General features: G+C 66.0%; 16 protein-coding genes. 12 read left to right on the forward strand and 4 right to left on the reverse strand.

Annotated elements, in window-relative coordinates; genetic code table 11:
- Window positions 1-34 precede the first annotated feature (34 nt).
- From API01S_RS11985 to API01S_RS11995, 3 genes are all read right to left on the reverse strand, one after another.
- The gene (locus API01S_RS11985) at window positions 35-1,312 is read right to left on the reverse strand and encodes a TRAP transporter large permease (RefSeq protein ID WP_050727674.1); all 1,278 of its coding nucleotides are present in this window, start codon (window positions 1,310-1,312) and stop codon (window positions 35-37) included.
- Between the two features lie 36 nt (window positions 1,313-1,348).
- Window positions 1,349-1,849: a TRAP transporter small permease gene (locus API01S_RS11990; protein WP_006218458.1), complete on the reverse strand. Its 501-nt coding sequence runs from the start codon at window positions 1,847-1,849 to the stop codon at window positions 1,349-1,351.
- A gap of 102 nt (window positions 1,850-1,951) precedes the next feature.
- On the reverse strand, window positions 1,952-2,926 hold the full coding sequence (locus API01S_RS11995) for a TRAP transporter substrate-binding protein (protein ID WP_050727673.1): 975 nt from the start codon (window positions 2,924-2,926) through the stop codon (window positions 1,952-1,954).
- A 101-nt stretch (window positions 2,927-3,027) separates the two neighbouring features.
- Between API01S_RS11995 and API01S_RS12000 the strand changes: the two genes are divergently transcribed.
- The 9 genes from API01S_RS12000 (at window position 3,028) to API01S_RS12040 (ending at window position 11,944) form a co-directional block, all read left to right on the forward strand.
- A complete protein-coding gene (locus tag API01S_RS12000; protein WP_082305931.1) occupies window positions 3,028-5,559 on the forward strand; it encodes an ABC transporter permease in 2,532 nt (843 codons plus the stop codon).
- Window positions 5,559-5,981 carry a group II truncated hemoglobin gene (locus tag API01S_RS12005; RefSeq protein WP_006218461.1) on the forward strand — a complete coding sequence of 141 codons (423 nt, stop codon included), beginning with the start codon at window positions 5,559-5,561 and terminating at the stop codon, window positions 5,979-5,981. Before API01S_RS12000 ends, API01S_RS12005 begins: the two co-directional genes overlap by 1 nt.
- Window positions 5,971-6,705 carry a 3-deoxy-D-manno-octulosonic acid kinase gene (locus tag API01S_RS12010; RefSeq protein ID WP_050727671.1) on the forward strand — a complete coding sequence of 245 codons (735 nt, stop codon included), beginning with the start codon at window positions 5,971-5,973 and terminating at the stop codon, window positions 6,703-6,705. The genes API01S_RS12005 and API01S_RS12010 overlap by 11 nt, the downstream gene beginning before the upstream one ends.
- Window positions 6,706-6,846: 141 nt before the next feature.
- On the forward strand, window positions 6,847-7,950 hold the full coding sequence (locus API01S_RS12015; protein ID WP_006218463.1) for a polyamine ABC transporter substrate-binding protein: 1,104 nt from the start codon (window positions 6,847-6,849) through the stop codon (window positions 7,948-7,950).
- A gap of 6 nt (window positions 7,951-7,956) precedes the next feature.
- The gene (locus tag API01S_RS12020) at window positions 7,957-9,084 is read left to right on the forward strand and encodes an ABC transporter ATP-binding protein (protein WP_006218464.1); all 1,128 of its coding nucleotides are present in this window, start codon (window positions 7,957-7,959) and stop codon (window positions 9,082-9,084) included.
- Window positions 9,081-10,001, forward strand: a complete 921-nt coding sequence (locus API01S_RS12025; RefSeq protein WP_006218465.1) for an ABC transporter permease subunit — start codon at window positions 9,081-9,083, stop codon at window positions 9,999-10,001. Before API01S_RS12020 ends, API01S_RS12025 begins: the two co-directional genes overlap by 4 nt.
- Entirely contained in the window at window positions 9,998-10,807 is an 810-nt protein-coding gene (locus API01S_RS12030; protein ID WP_006218466.1) for an ABC transporter permease subunit, read from the forward strand. Before API01S_RS12025 ends, API01S_RS12030 begins: the two co-directional genes overlap by 4 nt.
- Window positions 10,804-11,160: a Spx/MgsR family RNA polymerase-binding regulatory protein gene (locus tag API01S_RS12035; protein ID WP_061304576.1), complete on the forward strand. Its 357-nt coding sequence runs from the start codon at window positions 10,804-10,806 to the stop codon at window positions 11,158-11,160. The genes API01S_RS12030 and API01S_RS12035 overlap by 4 nt, the downstream gene beginning before the upstream one ends.
- 16 nt (window positions 11,161-11,176) lie before the next feature.
- Window positions 11,177-11,944, forward strand: coding sequence for a DNA-3-methyladenine glycosylase (locus API01S_RS12040; protein ID WP_061304578.1), 768 nt, complete (start codon window positions 11,177-11,179; stop codon window positions 11,942-11,944).
- 43 nt (window positions 11,945-11,987) lie between these two features.
- Here API01S_RS12040 and API01S_RS12045 read toward each other — a convergent pair whose 3' ends face one another.
- Window positions 11,988-12,698, reverse strand: coding sequence for a PhoP regulatory network YrbL family protein (locus API01S_RS12045; RefSeq protein WP_006218469.1), 711 nt, complete (start codon window positions 12,696-12,698; stop codon window positions 11,988-11,990).
- 144 nt (window positions 12,699-12,842) lie between these two features.
- Between API01S_RS12045 and rmuC the strand changes: the two genes are divergently transcribed.
- The 3 genes from rmuC (at window position 12,843) to API01S_RS12060 (ending at window position 17,675) form a co-directional block, all read left to right on the forward strand.
- A complete protein-coding gene (rmuC, locus tag API01S_RS12050; RefSeq protein WP_409360605.1) occupies window positions 12,843-14,228 on the forward strand; it encodes a DNA recombination protein RmuC in 1,386 nt (461 codons plus the stop codon).
- Between the two features lie 210 nt (window positions 14,229-14,438).
- A complete protein-coding gene (locus tag API01S_RS12055) occupies window positions 14,439-15,968 on the forward strand; it encodes an amidase (RefSeq protein WP_061304582.1) in 1,530 nt (509 codons plus the stop codon).
- A 21-nt stretch (window positions 15,969-15,989) separates the two neighbouring features.
- The gene (locus API01S_RS12060) at window positions 15,990-17,675 is read left to right on the forward strand and encodes an isovaleryl-CoA dehydrogenase (RefSeq protein ID WP_061304584.1); all 1,686 of its coding nucleotides are present in this window, start codon (window positions 15,990-15,992) and stop codon (window positions 17,673-17,675) included.
- The last annotated feature ends 12 nt before the right edge of the window (window positions 17,676-17,687 follow it).

Below are 17,687 nucleotides of genomic sequence, written 5' to 3' on the forward strand. Positions count from 1 at the left end.
CATCCCGGGCGCGCAGGCCCGGGCACACACGCGATCACTTCGCGTAGACCAGATCCCTCAAGCCCAGCGACAGGCCGGGCCAGTACGTAATCACCAACAAGCAGACAATCACCACGCCCACGAACGGGACCAAGGGTTTGATGAGCCGCTCCAGCGGCAGCTTGGCCACCGCGCACGCGGCGAACAGGTTCACGCCGAACGGCGGAGTGATCATGCCCAGCGCCAGGTTCACCACCATGATGATCCCGAAGTGCACGGGCTCCACGCCGAACTTCAGCGCCACCGGCAGCAGCAAGGGGGCCAGCACCACGATCGAGGCCGAGGTCTCGATGAACATGCCGATGACGAACAGCGCCGCGTTCATGCCCATCAGGAACGAGAACTTCGTGTCGAAGATCTGCGACAACCACACCCCGAGCGCGTCCGGGATGCCTGCGCGGTTGAGCAGGAAGCTGAAGACACCGGCGTTCGCGATCACGAACATGATCACGGCGGTGGACACGACCGACTTGTGCAAGGTCGTGGACAGTTGCTTGAAGCTCAGGCGGCGGTAAACGAACTTGCCCACCACCACCGCGTACATCACGGCCACCACGGAGGCCTCGGTCGGCGTGAACACGCCGCCATAGATGCCGCCCAGGATGATGACCGGCATCATCAACGCCAACCAGGCGTTCTTGAGCGCCGGCCACAGCGGCAACCGGCCTTCGCCGTCGCGCTTGCCCAGGTTGTTGCGCTTGGCGTAGAGCCACACGTAGAACATCAGCGCCACGCCGATCAGGATGCCGGGCATGACGCCGGCAATGAACAGCTCGCCCGTGGACGTGTCGGTGGACACGGCGTAAAGAATCATCGGAATCGAAGGCGGGATGATCACGCCCAATTCCGCCGCGCTGGCCTGTAGCGACGCCGCGAAGGGCGCGGGGTAGCCGTGGCGGATCATCGCGGGGATCAGGATGGCGCCCACGGCGAACGTGGTGGCGACGCTGGAGCCGGCGACTGCTGCGAAGATCATGCAGGTCAGCACGCAGGTGCAGGCCAGCCCGCCCTGGATGCCGCCCACCACGCTCTTGGCGAATTCCACCATGCGTTCGGAGATGCCGCCGGCTTCCATCAGGTTGCCGGCCAGGATGAAGAAAGGAATGGCGACCAGCGGGTACTTGTCCAGCGCGGCGTACAACTGCTGGGCGACCACCACCCAGGGCAGGCCGGTGCTGCCGACCCCCGCCAGGCTGGCCAGGCCGATCGACACGGCGACCGGCACGGACAGCCCGAAGAAGATCAGCATCGAGACAATCATTAATTGGGACATGGCGATATCTGCTGCGTAAATTCGATTGGGGCGGCTTCAGCCTTGCGCGTCGTTGCGCACGGGCACGTCGTCTTCTTCACCGGCGCACCAGCGAGCCAGCACGGCGATGGCGGCCAGCGTCGCGCCGACGGGAATTGCCAGGTAGATCCAGGAAATCGAGATGTCCAGGCTGGGCACGGTCTGGAAGCGGACGCGATAGGTCATGTTGCCGCCGATCCAGGCCAGAAAGCCCAGGAAGCTGGCGCAGATCAGGCCGATCACGGCTTCGAGCACGCGGCGCTTGGTGCCGCCAAGCAGGTTGCGCAGCATTTCAACGCTGATCATCGCGCCGTGGCGAAAGGCCAGCGAGACACCCAGCAGCACGGTCCAGATCAGCAGGGCACGGGTCAGCACCTCGCTCCAGTCGGCGGGCGAATGCAGCACGAAGCGGGCAATGACCTGGTAGAAGGCGGCCGCCGCGGCGGCGACCAGCAAAAGTTGGGCAAGGACCGAAACCAGCTTGAACAGGCCGCGGTCGAAAGCGCAGAGCAAACGCATGATGAATCCCGATGGCGTTGGACGCACAGGGTGGAAAACGGCAGGCGGCGGGAGGGTGATCCCGCCGCCAGGGACGATGCGCCCGAGCCGGGCGCCGCCCGCTTACTTGGTGTCGCGGATCGAGTCGATCAGCTTCTTGTCGAACTTCTTGTAGTACTCGGGGTAGGCCGGCTCGACGGCGGCGGCGAAGGCGGCACGGTCCACTTCGGACACTTGCATGCCTTCCTTCTTCAACTGCTCGACGCCGGTCTTCTCGATGTTGTCTACGTAGGCGCGCATGGCCATGGCGGATTCCTTGCCGGCCTTGTCGAAGTTGGCCTTGTCGGCGGACGACAGGCCGTCATAGACGTTGGCCGACATCAGCACCAGCGCCGGACCATACACGTGGCCGGTCAGCGACAGGTACTTCTGCATTTGCGACAGCTTGGCCGAGGTGATCACCGACAGCGGATTTTCCTGGCCGTCGATGGTGCCTTGCTGCAAGGCGGTGGCCACTTCGGGCCAGGCCATCGGCGTGGGCAGGATGCCGATCTGGCGGAAAGCCGTGATGTGGATCGGGTTTTCCGTGGTGCGGATCTTCAGGCCCTTGGCGTCGGCCGGGGTCTTGACCGGGCGCACGTTGTTGGTCAGGTGGCGAAAGCCCTGCTCGCCCCAGGCCAGCGCGATGATGCCCCGGCTGGGGAACTTGGCCAGCATGTCCTGTCCGATCTTGCTGTCCAGCACGGCGCGTGCATGTTGCAGGTCGCGCAGCAGGAAGGGGATATCGAATACGCCGGTTTCGGGAACAAAATTCAGGGTGGCGCCTGTCGAAACGATGGCCAGGTCGATCGTGCCGATCTGCAGGCCTTCGATCACTTCGCGTTCGCCGCCCAGCGCGCTGTTGGCGAATTGCTGTACTTTGTACTTGCCGTTCGAAGAGGCTTCGATGGACTTGGCCATGGCGTCGGCGCCCGCGCCATAGTGCGACGAGGTCGACAGGGCGTAAGCCATCTTCAGGGTGGTCTGGGCTGCCGAGGGCAGGGATGTGGCGGCCGCGCAGGCGGCCAGAATCGTGGCCGCAAGCCAGGATTTACGCATTGTCTTCTCCGGTATTAGGTATCTTTAGAGGCGGCGTTGCCTCCCGCCCCGGGATGATATCGGGATTCGGACGCCCGATTCGCGGTTTTTAACAATGATGAATGATGGATTTCCCTGATATGTCACAGGCCAAGCGCCCCGGTTTCTGGTCCACCCTGCGCCTGGGCGCCAGGATGATGATGCGCGACGCCCGGGCGGGCGAACTGCGCCTGTTGGTGCTGGCGCTGGTGGTCGCGGTGGCCGCGGTCACCAGCGTCGGATTCCTGGCCGACCGCGTGGGCCGGGCGCTGGAACGCGACGCTGGCCAGATGCTGGGCGCCGACCTGGTGCTGGATGCCGACGAGCCTGTGCCCGCCACATTCCTGGACCAGGCCCGCGAACGCGGCCTGACCCTGTCCAGCACGTGGCAGTTTCCGTCCATGGTGGGCGCTGGCGATGGCGCGCAACTGGCCGCGATCAAGGCCGTCGAACCCGGCTATCCGCTGCGCGGCGCGCTGCGCGTGGCCGACGCCCCGTTCGCGCCCGACGCGCCCACGCGCGACATTCCGCCCGAAGGCGCGGTGTGGGTGGACGCCCAACTGCTGTCACTCCTGAACCTGAAAGTGGGCGATACGCTGAACGTGGGCGACGCCCATCTGCGCGTGGACCGCGTCATCACCTACGAGCCGGATCGCGGCATGCAGTTCGTCAACGTGGCGCCGCGCGTGCTGTTGCGCGCCAGCGACCTGCCGGCCACCGGGCTGGTCGGACCCGGCAGCCGCATCGGCTACGCCATGTTGATCGCCGGCCAGCCGGACGCCGTGGCGGGCTACGCCACGTGGCTGAACCAGAACCTGAAACGCGGGCAGAAGATCGCGACGCTGGAATCGGGCCGGCCGGAAGTGCGCCGCACGCTGGACCGCGCGCAGCGCTTTCTATCACTGGTGGCTTTGCTGGCGGTGCTGATTTCCGCCGTCGCCGTGGCGCTGGCCGCCGGCCGCTACATGACCCGCCACCGCGACGGCATCGCCGTCATGCGTTGCCTGGGGGCGGTGCAGACGCAGGTCTCGCGCATGCTGACGCTGGAATTCGCGCTGGTGGGCCTGTTTGCGTCGGCTGCCGGCTGCCTGGTGGGCTTTGCCGTGCACCAGGTGCTGGTGATGCTGCTGGGCTCCTTGATCGACACGAGCCTGCCCGCGCCGTCTGCGATACCCGCTCTGCAAGGCGTGTTGACCGGCCTGTTGCTGCTGCTGGGCTTCGCTCTGCCGGCGCTGGCGCAATTGCGGCACGTGCCGCCCGCCCGGGTCCTGCGGCGCGATGCCGACACCCTGAGCGCCCGCAGCGCCTTCGGCTATGCGGTCGGCGCGACCGGTTTCGCGCTGCTGATCTGGTGGTTCGCGGGCGACGCCAAGCTGGGCGCCGTGGTGGCCGGCGGCTTCCTGGGCGCGTTCGCGGTGTTCGCGCTGGTGGCATGGCTCTGCATCCTGGGGCTGGCGCGCGTGCGTCGGCTGGCGGGCGGTCTGCCCGCGCTGCGTTTCGCGCTGGCCGGCGTAGTCCGCCGCCGCGCCGCCACGATCACTCAGGTCTGCGCGCTGGCGGTCGGCCTGATGGCGTTGTTGCTGTTGACGATGACCCGTACCGATCTGATCCAGGGCTGGCAGCGCACCATGCCGGCCGATGCGCCCAACCGCTTTCTGATCAACGTGCAACCCGACCAGCGCCAGCCCGTCATAGACGCGCTGACCCGCGAGGGCCTGGGCCGCATCACGCTGTCGCCGATGGTGCGGGGGCGCTTGATCGCCATCAATGGCAAGCCGGTCGGCCCGGACGACTACGAAGAGCCCCGCGCCAAGCGCCTGGTGGACCGCGAATTCAATCTGTCCTATGGCGATGAGCTGCCCTCGTCCAACAAGATCGAGCGAGGGCGTTGGCTGACCCCGGGCGCGTCGGAAGTGTCGCTGGAGTCCGGGCTGGCCAAATCGCTGGGCCTGAAACTGGGCGACAAAATGACCTTCGACGTGGCCGGCCAGCAGGTCGAGGCCGCCGTCACCAGCACCCGGCGCGTGGATTGGGATACGATGCGCGTCAACTTTTTCGCCATCCTGACCCCCGCCGCGCTGGCCGACATGCCCCAAAGCTGGATCACTTCTTTCTACCTGCCGCCAGAAAAAGCGTCGGCCTTGCCGGCGCTGGTGCGCCAGTTTCCCAACCTGACCGTGTTCGACGTGGGCGCCATCCTGCAACAGTTGCAGTCTGTCTTGAACGAGGTGGGCAAGGCGGTGCAACTGCTGTTCCTGTTTACGCTGGCGGCCGGCGTGCTGGTGCTGTCGGCGGCGCTGACGGCCACGCGCGACGAGCGCATGCGCGAGGCGGCGGTGCTGCGGGCGCTGGGCGCGACCCGCACGCAGTTGGCGCGCTCGCAGAGGATCGAACTTTGGGCGGTGGGCGGCCTGGCGGGCCTGCTGGCGGCGGCGGGAGCCACCGCCATCGCCTGGGCGCTGTCGACCCAGGTGTTCGACTTCACCATCACCCTGAGCCTGTGGCCCTGGCTGGCCGGCATTGGCGCAGGGATGCTGGGCGCCTGGGCGGGCGGCGCGCTGGCCCTGCGCGGTGTGTTGCGGACCCCGCCGCTGGTCACCCTTCGAGAAACCTGATGACAACCCGCGTCCATACCATTAGCGAACCCGTGGAAAATTCCCGCAGTATCTTTGACCTTCTTGGTGGCGAACCCGGCGTGCGCGCGCTGGTCGACCGTTTCTATGACCTGATGGACATGGAGCCCGACCTGAAAGAACTGCGCGCGGCGCACGGCCCCAGCCTGGACCAGGCGCGCGACAAGCTCTTCTGGTTCCTGTGCGGCTACTTTGGCGGCCCCGACCACTACATCGAACGCTTCGGCCACCCCCGCCTGCGCGCGCGCCACCTGCCGTTTTCCATTGGCCAGATCGAACGCGACCAGTGGGTGACGTGCATCGGCCGCGCCATGCAGGACCAGGACCTGGACCCGGCCCTGACGGACAGGCTGCTGGAATCTTTCTACGGCGTGGCCGACTGGATGCGCAATCGTGAAGGCTGACGACCCGCAATCGGGCGCGCTGCGTCAGTCCTGGCCCAGCCCACTGGCTGGCGCCATGTTGAGCGACACCGCGCGCCTGGGCAACGCCGGCCCCGACATCTTCAACCCCGGCCACTATGGCGACCGGGCGCGGCCGGTGGACGCGGGCGGACGCCAGGCGGCGTGGTTCGTGCAGGGGCAGGGCTGGCAGGGCGTGCTGCGGCGCTACCGGCGCGGCGGCATGGTCGCCCGCATCAGCCGCGACGCCTATCTATGGAACGGCGAAGACCGCACCCGCAGCTTCCGTGAATTCCGTTTGCTGGCCGCGATGCGCGCCCAAGGCCTGGCCGTGCCGGCCCCGCTGGCCGCCGCCTACTGGCGCCAAGGTCCGATCTACCGCGCGGCGATCATCGTGGAACGCATCCCCGGCGTGCGGCCGCTGGCCCATGCACTGGCCGAACCGCTGTGGGGCGCGGTGGCGCAGGCCATCGTCCGCATGCATCGCGCGGGCGTGTGGCATGCCGATCTGAACGCCTTCAACATCCTGCTCGGCGCGGACGACCAGGTCTGGCTGATCGACTTCGACCGGGGCACGCAGGGCGCGCTGTCCGAACGTCAGCGCCAGGGCAACCTGGACCGCCTGCGCCGCTCTCTCGTCAAGGTGGCGGGTGAAGACGGCGATCGCTACTGGATGAAGCTGCGCGACAGCTACTGGACGGCGTGGGGCGTGGGCGTGCAGCCTTGACCGCCCGGCGCGGCCCGTCTTGCGGTCGGCCGCTAATTGCGTGAACTCGCCGGTAAAGTTGGGCAGGTCAACGCTAAAAGGCTTTATCATTTCGCCTTTTGGTAGTCCTGACATACACGGCATACGGCAAGGGGGCTTGTAATGGAACTAAGGGCGGGAATGCGCTGGGCGCTTGGAGCGGTGTTGGTCGCGGCATCGGCATCGTCGGCGGTCGCGCAGAACAAGGTCGTCAACGTCTATAACTGGGCCGAGTACACGGCGCCGGACACGATTCCGGGTTTCGAAAAGGAAACCGGCATCAAGGTCCGCTATGACGTGTACGACAGCAATGACACGCTGCAAGCCAAGTTGCTTGCCGGCAAGTCCGGCTACGACGTCGTTGTTCCGTCCACCCATTACGCCTCGCGTCAGATCGAGGCGGGCCTGTTCCAGAAGCTGGACAAGTCCAAGATCCCCAACTGGAAATACCTGGATCCCGAAGTGATGGCGCTGGTCGCCTCCGTCGATCCGGGCAACCAATATGCAATCCCATGGGGCTACGGCACCAATGGCCTGGGCTACAACGTCACCAAGGTCAAGCAGATCATGGGCGACAACGTCGACCTGGCCAACTGGGACATGATCTTCAAGCCCGAGAACGCCGCCAAGCTGAAAGAGTGCGGCATCTCGATGCTGGACGAAGCCGCGCAGGTGTTCCCGGCCGTGCTCAAGTACCTGGGCAAGGATCCCAACAGCACCAACGCCGACGACTACAAGGCCGCGCTGGACGTGCTCAAGCAGATCCGTCCGTACATCCGCCAGTTCAGCTCGTCGGGCTACATCGACGAACTCGCGGTGGGCGACCTTTGCATGGTCTACGGCTTTTCGGGCGACGTGATGATCGCCCGCAAGCGCGCGCAGGAAGCCAAGAAGTCGTATGAAGTGAATTACTTCATCCCCAAGGGCGGCGCGCCGGCCTGGTTCGACCTGATGGTCATTCCGAAGGATGCGCCGCATCCCGAAGAGGCCCTGGCGTTCATCAACTACATTGAAACGCCGAAGGTCCACGCCGCCATCACCAACACCATGTTCTATCCCAACGCCAACAAAGAGGCGCGGCAGTACGTGGTCAAGGACGTGGCGGACAACCCCATGATCTATCCGCCGGCAGAGGTCTCCAAGACCCTCTACGTGATCAAGGCGCTGCCCTTGAACATTCAACGCCTGCAAAACCGGATGTGGTCCGAGCTGAAGTCTGGAAGATAAGTCATCATGAGCGATAGCCGTTACTCGGCGCCGCATACGGTCGACCCGGACGAATTCGTCCGGGTGTCCGATGTGGTCAAGATTTTTGGCGATGTGGTCGCCGTGCGTTCCGTCAACCTGTCCGTCAAGCGCAACGAGATCTTCGCGCTGCTTGGCAGCTCCGGCAGCGGCAAGTCGACCTTGCTGCGCATGTTGGCCGGTTTCGAAGAGGCCACGTCGGGGCAGATCCTGCTGGACGGCGAGGACATCACCAGCGTGCCGCCTTATCGGCGGCCCGTGAACATGATGTTCCAGTCGTATGCGCTGTTTCCGCACATGACGGTGGAAGCCAACGTGGCGTTCGGCCTGAAGCAGGAAGGCGTCGATCGCGCCGAAATCCACGACCGCGTATTCGAAGCGCTGGACCTGGTCCAGATGGCCGGCTATTCGCGCCGCAAGCCCAATCAGCTGTCGGGCGGCCAGCAGCAACGCGTGGCGCTGGCGCGCAGCCTGGTCAAGCGGCCCAAGCTGTTGCTGCTGGACGAACCGATGTCCGCGCTGGACAAGCAGATTCGCCAGAAGACGCAGATCGAGCTGGTGAAGATTCTTGAACAGGTGGGCGTGACCTGCATCATGGTGACGCACGACCAGGAAGAAGCCATGACCATGGCGCATCGGCTGGCCGTGATGACCGAAGGGCAGATCGTCCAGTGCGGCACGCCGCAGGACGTCTACGCATTTCCGAACTCGCGCTTCGTGGCCAGCTTCATCGGCACCACCAATATGTTCACCGGCACGATCGTGGTGGACGAGCCCGACCACGTCGCCATCGAATGCGCTGAACTGACCCGGCCGCTGTTCGTGAACCACGGCGTCAGCGAACCCCTGGGCATGGAAGTGCACGTGTCCATCCGGCCCGAGCGCCTGCTGGTGTCGCGCGACCAACCCGAAGGCGAATACAACTGGGCGCACGGCATGGTCAGCCACATGGCCTGGATGGGCAGCTACGCGCTCTATCAGATCCGCCTGGATTCCGGCAAGACGGTCGAGGCCAGCGTGCCCAGCCTGCTGTTGGCCCAGATGGACGCGCCGGGCATCGACGAAGAAATCTTCGTCAGCTGGGGCGCCGACAGCGCGACGGTGCTGGCGTCATGATCCGGTTTTCGCCCCGCGACTGGTTGCCGTCGGGCCGGGCGCTGGCGGTGGTGCCGCCGTTTGCCTGGCTGGTGGTGTTCCTGCTGCTGCCCTTCCTGCTGGTATTGAAGATCAGCTTCGCCGAAGTCAAATTCGGCATTCCGCCGTACACGTCGCTGGCCGAATTCCAGGACGAGGCGGTGCAGTTCAGCCTGCACCTGCGCGGCTACATCCTGCTGTTCACCGACAGCCTGTATTTCAAGACCTACCTCAGCTCGGTGAAGATCGCCGGCATTACCACGTTGATCTGCGTGCTGATCGGCTATCCCATTGCGTACTACATCGCGCGGTCCTCGCCGCGCGTGCGCAACCTGTTGCTGCTGGGCGTGATCCTGCCGTTCTGGACGTCGCTGCTGCTGCGCGTGTATGCCTGGGTCGGCATCTTGCGCAACGACGGGCTGCTGAACAATCTGCTGCAAAGCCTGGGCATCATTTCCAGCCCGCTTGAAATCTATCGCACCGACGTGGCCGTATATATCGGCATGGTCTACGCGTACCTGCCGTTCTTCATCCTGCCGCTGTACGCGACGCTGGTGAAGATGGACCTGCGCCTGCTCGAAGCCGCCTACGATCTGGGCGCCAAGCCCTGGCAGGCGTTCTGGCAGATCACCGTGCCGCTGTCGCGCCAGGGCGTGATCGCCGGCGCGATGCTGGTGTTCATTCCGGCGGTGGGCGAATACGTCATTCCCGAAATGCTGGGCGGCGCGAACACGCTGATGATGGGTCGCGTCATGTGGAACGAGTTCTTCAATAACGCCGACTGGCCCATGGCCTCGGCGGTGACCTGCGTGATGGTCCTGTTGCTGCTCGTGCCGCTGGTGGTGTTCCAGTACAACCAGGTCAAGCAGCAGGAACAAGGTAACGGAGGCCGCAAATGAAGGGCCCCAATAAAACGTTGCGCGCCGTGGTGCTGGGGCTGGGCTATTTTTTCCTGTACGTGCCCATCCTCAGCCTGATGGTGTTTTCGTTCAACGAGTCCCCCACGGTCACGTCGTGGGCGGGGTTCTCGTTCCGCTGGTATCACGCGCTGGCCAATGACGATGCGCTGCTGCGCGCCGCCTGGCTGTCGTTCCGCATCGCCGCGCTGACGGCCACGGCTGCCGTCATCATCGGCACGTGGGCGGGCTACGTGCTGGGGCGCATGGGACGTTTTCGCGGATTTTCACTGTACGTCGGCATGTTGAGCGCGCCGCTGGTCATTCCCGAAGTGGTGCTGGGCATTTCGTTGTTGCTGATGTTCGTCGAGCTGCGTGGCAGCCTGGGCTGGCCGTCGGAAAACGGCGTGTTCACGATCTGGGTCGGGCACGTGACGCTGTGCATGGCGTTCGTGGCGGTCGTCATCCAGACCCGCATCCGCGACCTGGACCGTTCGCTGGAAGAGGCCGCGCTGGATTTGGGCGCGACGCCCATCACCGTGTTCTTCAAGATCACGCTGCCGCTGATCGCGCCGGCGCTGGCATCGGCCTGGTTGCTGTCCTTCACGCTGTCGCTGGACGACGTCGTGCTGGCCTCGTTCCTGTCCGGCCCCAGCTCCAGCACCTTACCGATGGAAGTGTTCTCGCGCGTGCGGCTCGGGCTCAAGCCCGAGATCAACGCGCTTGCCACCTTGTTCATCCTGGCCGTGGGCACCTGCGTGATCCTGGCCAACCGCCTGCAATGGCGCAAGGAGTCTGAATCCAAATGAAGCAAACCACCCTGTATGGCCTGACCAAGTGCAGCACCTGCGTCAAGGCGCGCGACTGGCTGTCTGAACATGGCGTCGATCACGCGTTCGTGGATTACCGGGATCAGCCCGTTGATGCGGCTACGCTGAAATCCTGGTCCGACAAGGTCGGCGGCTGGGAAAAGCTGGTCAATCGTTCGTCGATGACGTGGCGCAACCTGCCAGAAGACCGCAAGTCGGTCCATACCGACAAGCAGTGGAGCGACCTGATCGCCGAATATCCAGCGTTGGTGCGCCGCCCCGTCACCGTGACGCCCGACGGCGAAGTCACCGTGGGCTTCAGCGAAAAGCGCTACGGCGAGCGCTTCGCCTGAGAGCGGGCGGGCAGCGATGACGGCTTACCCGGGCCAGGCATCGCGCGGCGCCGGCCAGGCGTTGCCCGATGCGTTTTTCAATCGCGATGCCTGCACGCTGGCGCGCGATCTGCTGGGCAAGGTCATCCGCCATCGCGTGAGCGGGCTGTGGCTGTCGGCGCGCATCATCGAAACCGAGGCCTACTACCTGGAAGAAAAGGGCAGCCACGCTTCGCTGGGCTACACCCATAAACGCCGCGCCTTGTTCATGGATGGCGGCGTCATCTATATGTATTACGCGCGGGGCGGCGATTCGCTGAATTTCAGCGCAGCCGGCCCCGGCAATGCCGTGCTGATCAAATCCGGCTATCCGTGGATCGATGCGCTGTCCGGCCCCGAGGCGCTGGCCCGGATGCAGGCGCTGAACCCCGACGCGCAAGGTTTGCCGCGCCCCGCCGCGCGGCTGTGTGCCGGGCAGACCTTGCTGTGCCGGTCGCTCGGCCTGAAAGTGCCTGAGTGGGACGCGCGCCGTTTCGAGCCCGAGGCGCTGTACGTTCACGACGTGGGCGATTCGCCCGAGGCGCTGATCTGCACCACGCGCCTGGGGATCCCGCCGGGACGCGACGAACATCTGCATTACCGTTTCGTGGATCCGGCCTACGCCGCATTCTGCACGCGCAATCCGTTGCGGCGCGGCCAGCGTGCCGGCCATGATTACGTGTGGGTCGATCGGCAGGGCATCGTGCTGCCGGACGCCCCGGCAGGATTCGAAACGGGCGCTGGCCCCGCAGCGGTGCAAGGTTAGGGCACGGCAGCAGGCTCGGACGCCGCCAAAGCCCCGCCGCGCGCTAGGCGCCCGAGGCCTTGCCAGCGGCCTGGATGCGGGCTTGCAGCGACTGGCGCATCAAGCGGTACTTGCGGTTGATGCGGCTGCGGTTAAGCCTTTTGCTCCACGCGTACAGCGGCACCAGGGGCATCACGCCAAACCCATCGATCAGGTACAAGCCCAGCTTGCCGTCCGCATTCATGCCGCAGGCGACGTTGCTGGCGGAAATATCGTTCAGGACCACGTGCGCGTCGGCCAGGTCGTTGAAGAATTCGTCCAATTGCTCAAAAAAACGTGCGTCCACCTGACCCTGTCTGGCCAGATCGGCCACCGTCGGGGCCATATTGCCATCCGCGTCGACGATCTTCTCGACCAGCAGGCCCAGGCCCAGCGACGTTTGCGCCACGCCCAGGATGCGCGCCATCGGCACCTGCCACACGCCGGAGGGGCGCGTGGTGGTGGTGACATACTCGGATATTTCGTTCAGATAGACGCGGTAGGCGCTTTCCCGCTGGTATTGCTTGTACCAGCGCTTGAAAGGGCGGGACTCCAGGTAGGCAGCGCGGGCCTGCATGTCCATGACCTTGACGAGCAGGGCGGGAAAGTGCGGATGCTGGAAAATGTGGCGGTCGCCGCCCGTGACGAGCGGCGTTTCGGCATCCAGGTTCAGGGGGCCGAAGACCGACTGGAACGATGTGCTGGGCCGGCGAGAGAAAGGATCGGCGGAATTCAAATTTGGTCGAACGTCTTGTTCAAGGTTGGGGCAGTTTAATCCCGTTGCGACGGCACGGTCGGGCTGGCGTGCGTCAGCGCATTTCGTTTGGTTACAACGTGGTAATGAAGCGGCCTACAATTTGCGCCTTTGGAGATGCCTGTTTTGAATGAAATTCTGCTTTGGGTGGCCGCGAGCGGCTCGGTGCTGGCTTGCGTGGTGGCCTTGCTGGCCTGGTTGCGGCCCTCGGCCGACCAGGCTCGGCTGGACGCGTTGTTGGAAGGCCTGGAAAGGACGGAACGCGCGTTGCGCGCCGACATCGCGGAAAGCCAGCGCGGCCTGCGCAGCGAATTTTCGGAATCGACCCGCGCATTGCGCGTGGAACTTGCGCAGTCCCAAGGCGAACTGCGTTCGGGCCTGGCGCGCGACGCCCAGGCCGCGCGCGCGGAATCGGCCGAGTCGCTGGCGCGTTTCGCCGCAGGCTTCGGCGAGCAGTTGCAAGGCCTGATCCAGATCAACGAGCGCCGTCTGATGGAGGTGCGGGCCACGGTGGACCAGCGCCTGCAATCGTTGCAGACGGAAAACAGCGCCAAGCTGGACGAGATGCGCCGTACCGTGGACGAAAAGCTGCACGCCACGCTGGAACAGCGCCTGGGCGAATCGTTCAAGCTGGTGTCGGATCGGCTGGAAGCCGTGCACAAGGGCCTGGGTGAAATGCAGGCGCTGGCTGCGGGCGTGGGCGATCTGAAGCGCGTGCTGACGAACGTGAAGTCGCGCGGGACCTGGGGCGAAGTGCAGTTGGCTCGCCTGATTGAAGACAACATGACCCCGGACCAGTACGCCAGCAACGTCAAGCCGGTCCCGGGTAGCGATGCGGCGGTTGAATTCGCCATCCGCCTGCCGGGTCGCGGCGACGGCGGTGCGCCTGTCTGGTTGCCGATTGACGCCAAGTTTCCCAAGGAAGAGTACGAGCGCCTGATGGACGCGCAAGACGCCGCCGACGCCGAAGGCGTAAAGGCGGCGGGTGCGGCGTTGGGCCGCGCGGTGGAAGTGCAGGCGCGGCTGATCGCCACCAAATACGTGTCGCCGCCGTACACGACCGACTTCGCCATCATGTTCCTGCCCACCGAAAGCCTGTACGCCGAAGTGCTGCGTCGCCCCGGGCTGCTGGACAAGCTGCACGACCTGCGCATCAATGTGGCGGGTCCGAGCAATCTTGCGGCGCTTTTGAACAGCTTGCAGATGGGATTTCGCACCTTGGCGATCGAGCAGCGGTCGTCCGAGGTATGGCAGGTGCTGCGCGCGGTCAAAACCGAGTTCGGCAAGTTCGGCGATGCGCTGGCGAGCGTCAAGAAGACGCTGGATACCGCCAGCAACAAAATCGGCCAGACCGAAGTGCGCACGCGCGCCATGTTGAAAAACCTGAAGAACGTCGAGGCGCTGCCGGAGGCGGAGGCCTTGCGGCTGTTGGGAGAGGGTGAGGCGGATGTGGCCGGCAACGAGGCCGATGACAGCGCGGACGACAGCGCGGACAGCAACTCCCGGCCATAACGCGGCTTGCGACCGGGGCTGCCGTAGCGCGGATGGCGGCGCGCTCGAACACCACGGGGCGCCAGTTTTCTCCGCGCTCGCGGGGCGGGTTCATCCGTCCCTGCGGTGACACCGCGCCGAACGCGGGCCGCGCTGGCTTGTTGCTGGCGCAGACTGTCGATATCCTGGGGTGTGCGGCATTTCGCCGTCGAACCCTGGAGCATCGCAAGCATGAGCACCGCTGACCGCCATGATTCCTCATCCCTCGACGCGACGGCGCTGGGCGCCGATATCGCCCAGGGGGTCACCACAGCGCTTGCTGCGATGCAGCAGGCGCTGGAACGGGTGGCGGCGCGCAATCCCACCATCAATGCGGCGTGCGGCGTCCAGGCAGAGGCCGGGCTGCGCCTGGCAAAAGCGCTGGACGAAGAGCTGGCAGCGCTGTCACCCGAACAGCGGCTAGCGCAACTGGAAAGCCGGCCTTTCCTGGGCGTGCCCACGCTGCTCAAGGACCTGGGCACGGCGGCGCTGGGTTTGCCCAGCGCCATGGGCTCGGTTCTGTATGGCCAGGTGCAATGGGACCTGGACGCCGAAATCGTCAAACGTTATCGCCGCGCCGGCCTGATCCCGTTCGGCCGCACCACCAGCGCCGAACTGGGCCTGAGCCCCACGACCGAATCGCCCGCCTACGGGCCACCCACCCAAAACCCCTGGAAGGCCGGCCATAGCGCGGGCGGCTCCAGCGGCGGCGCCGGCGCGGCGCTGGCCAGCGGCATGGTGCGCATCGCACACGGCAGCGACGGCGGCGGCTCGATCCGTATTCCCGCGTCCTGCTGCGGTGTGCTTGGCCTGAAACCCTCGCGCGGGCTGATGCCGCTGGGCCCGTTGAAGGGCGAAGGGTGGGGCGGTCTGGCCACCGAACACATGATGACCATTTCGGTCCGCGACTGCGCCGCGTCGCTGGACATCAGCGCGGGGGCGGACGTGGGCGCGCCCTATGCCGCGCCGGCGCTGGCCGCCCCGTCCTACCGGGCGGTCGTGGCGCGCGTCGCGGCGGACCCCCACGGCGCAACGCGCCGGCGCATTGCCTTCATCAACACCACTTATGAAGGCGGCGTGATCCATCCGGAAGTGGCCGCCACCGTGGACGAAGCGGCTCGCTTTTTCGCATCGCTGGGCCACGAATTGACGCCGGCCCTGCCGCCCGTGGGGTCCGAAGAGGTGCTGTCGCCCATGCTGCCGCTGATCGCCAGCGCGGCGGCCAATGCCATCGACGGCTTCGTGGCCGAGCGCGGCCGCCGGCTGGCCGCCGACGAATTGCAACCGACCACGCTGGGCGCGCGCGAATACGCCCGGGCCATCTCGGGGGCGCAGTACGTCGCGTGCGTGGACACCTGCCACGAGATCACCCGCCGCATCGGCCGTTTCCTGCATCGGGACGGCGCCCAGGGCCATGATCTTTTCCTCAGCCCCGTGCTGGCGCAGCCGCCCGCGCCGCTGGGTCGCTACGCCATGGACAACGCCGATTACCTGGCCTACCGTCTTGGCAAGAAGGGCGTGATCGGGTATTCCCCGTTCGCACCGCTGGCCAACCTGACCGGCATGCCCGCCATCTCGATTCCTTTCGGCATGTCGTCCGATGGCCTGCCCATCGGCATCCAGGTGATGGGTCCGCTGGGCAGCGAGGCGTTGCTTTTGGAGCTGGCGGCGCAGGTCGAAACCTTGCGGCCGTGGGCCCGGGTGGCGCCCATGGCCAGATAGACCTCTTTCCTGGAGTCGCCCATGTCTTCGTTCGCGTCGACCACGTCCGCCACTTTTGCTACGCACACCGTGCAGAACCAAGTGCCCGTGCTGGAAGACTATTCGCTGTACGACACCGACCCCGCCTTGCGCGAGGCGGTGCGGCGCGAAGGCGGGCAGGCCTGGGACGGGGACCTGGCGGCGCACGGCGCGTGGCTGGGCCGGGCGCAGACGCTGGCGGCGGGCCAGGAAGCCAACCGCTGTCCCCCTCGGCTGGTCGCGTATGACCGTGGCGGCCATCGCATCGATCACGTGGACTTTCATCCGGCCTGGAACCTGCTGATGGGCGGCATCCTGGCGCGCGGCCTGCATAGCCGCGCGTGGGCGCAACCGGTGCCCGGCGCCCAGGTGGCGCGCGCGGCCGCGTACCTGATGCAAGGGCAGGTCGAAGCCGGCACGCTGTGCCCCACCACGATGACGTTCGCGGCCGTGCCGCTGCTGCAACGCGAGCCCGCGGGCGCGGTGGACTTCGCCGGGCAATGGCTGCCGGCTTTGTATTCGCGCGAGTTCGACCCGGCCGACGCGCCGTTGACGGCCAAGCGCAGCGCCCTGATCGGCATGGGCCTGACCGAGAAGCAGGGCGGTTCCGACTTGCGCGCGGTAAGCACCCGCGCCGCGCCGCTGGGCGCATCAGGCCGTGGCAACGCGTATCAGCTGGTAGGCCACAAATGGTTCTTCTCGGTGCCGCAGGCGGACGCGCACCTGGTGCTGGCGCAGACGGATGAAGGCCTGAGCTGCTTTTTCGTGCCGCGCTGGATTCCCGAGGGGCCGCGCAACGCCATCCGCGTGCGCCGCCTGAAAGACAAGCTGGGCAACCGCAGCAACGCCAGCGCCGAAGTGGAGTTCGAAAACGCCTGGGGCGTCATGGTGGGCGAGCCCGGACGCGGCCTGGCGGTGTTGCTGGAGATGGCGGCCACCACGCGGCTGGATTGTGTGCTGGGCAGCGCGGCCTTGCTGCGCCAGGCGGTGGTGCAGTCGCTGCATCATGCCCAGCATCGGCAGGCGTTTGGCAAGCCGCTGATCGCGCAGCCGCTGATGCGCAACGTGCTGGCCGATCTGGCGCTGGAAAGCGAGGCGGCGATGGTGCTGGCATTGCGGCTGGCCCGCGCGGTCGATGAACGCGCCGATGCGTCATCCGGTGCGCTCGTGCGCGTGGGCACGCCCGCGGCCAAGCTATGGATTTGCAAACGCGCCATCAACGCCATCGCCGAATGCATGGAAGTGTGGGGCGGCAACGGTTATGTGGAAGAAGGCCCGATGCCGCGCCTGTATCGAGAGGCGCCGGTCAACTCCATTTGGGAAGGGTCGGGCAACGTCATGGCGCTGGATGTGCTGCGGGCCTTGCAGCGCGAACCCGACGCGATGCCCGCGCTGGACCGCGAATTTGCGCCGGCGATGCATAACGAGGCATACGCCCGCGCGCTGGCGGCATGGCGGACGTTGCTGGCCGATGCCCCGCAGGCCGAATTCCAGGCGCGCCGCATTGCTTGCGGGCTGGCGCGGCTGTGGCAGGCCGCGCTGCTGATCCAGCATGCACCCTCGGCGGTTTCGCAGGCATTCGTTGCCAGCCGCCTGCGGGCCGATGGCGGCATTTTCGGCGAGCTGCCGGCGGACACCGACACCACGGCGATCCTGGCCCGCGCCTGGCCGGCCGCCGCCGCATGCTAAATTTCCCCGCTT

Origin of the sequence: Achromobacter piechaudii NBRC 102461 (assembly GCF_001571245.1) — a bacterium.
GTDB classification, from domain to species: Bacteria; Pseudomonadota; Gammaproteobacteria; order Burkholderiales; family Burkholderiaceae_B; genus Achromobacter; species Achromobacter piechaudii.

What these genes read in the sequence shown, in the direction of transcription:
- API01S_RS11990 (WP_006218458.1), bottom strand. Translation starts at nt 1,849, where the DNA reads ATGCGTTTGCTCTGCGCTTTCGACCGCGGCCTGTTCAAGCTGGTTTCG.
- API01S_RS12025 (WP_006218465.1), top strand. Translation starts at nt 9,081, where the DNA reads ATGATCCGGTTTTCGCCCCGCGACTGGTTGCCGTCGGGCCGGGCGCTG.
- API01S_RS12020 (WP_006218464.1), top strand. Translation starts at nt 7,957, where the DNA reads ATGAGCGATAGCCGTTACTCGGCGCCGCATACGGTCGACCCGGACGAA.
- API01S_RS12055 (WP_061304582.1), top strand. Translation starts at nt 14,439, where the DNA reads ATGAGCACCGCTGACCGCCATGATTCCTCATCCCTCGACGCGACGGCG.
- API01S_RS12015 (WP_006218463.1), top strand. Translation starts at nt 6,847, where the DNA reads ATGGAACTAAGGGCGGGAATGCGCTGGGCGCTTGGAGCGGTGTTGGTC.
- API01S_RS12030 (WP_006218466.1), top strand. Translation starts at nt 9,998, where the DNA reads ATGAAGGGCCCCAATAAAACGTTGCGCGCCGTGGTGCTGGGGCTGGGC.
- API01S_RS12005 (WP_006218461.1), top strand. Translation starts at nt 5,559, where the DNA reads ATGACAACCCGCGTCCATACCATTAGCGAACCCGTGGAAAATTCCCGC.
- API01S_RS12040 (WP_061304578.1), top strand. Translation starts at nt 11,177, where the DNA reads ATGACGGCTTACCCGGGCCAGGCATCGCGCGGCGCCGGCCAGGCGTTG.
- API01S_RS11995 (WP_050727673.1), bottom strand. Translation starts at nt 2,926, where the DNA reads ATGCGTAAATCCTGGCTTGCGGCCACGATTCTGGCCGCCTGCGCGGCC.
- API01S_RS11985 (WP_050727674.1), bottom strand. Translation starts at nt 1,312, where the DNA reads ATGTCCCAATTAATGATTGTCTCGATGCTGATCTTCTTCGGGCTGTCC.
- API01S_RS12060 (WP_061304584.1), top strand. Translation starts at nt 15,990, where the DNA reads ATGTCTTCGTTCGCGTCGACCACGTCCGCCACTTTTGCTACGCACACC.
- API01S_RS12000 (WP_082305931.1), top strand. Translation starts at nt 3,028, where the DNA reads ATGATGGATTTCCCTGATATGTCACAGGCCAAGCGCCCCGGTTTCTGG.
- API01S_RS12035 (WP_061304576.1), top strand. Translation starts at nt 10,804, where the DNA reads ATGAAGCAAACCACCCTGTATGGCCTGACCAAGTGCAGCACCTGCGTC.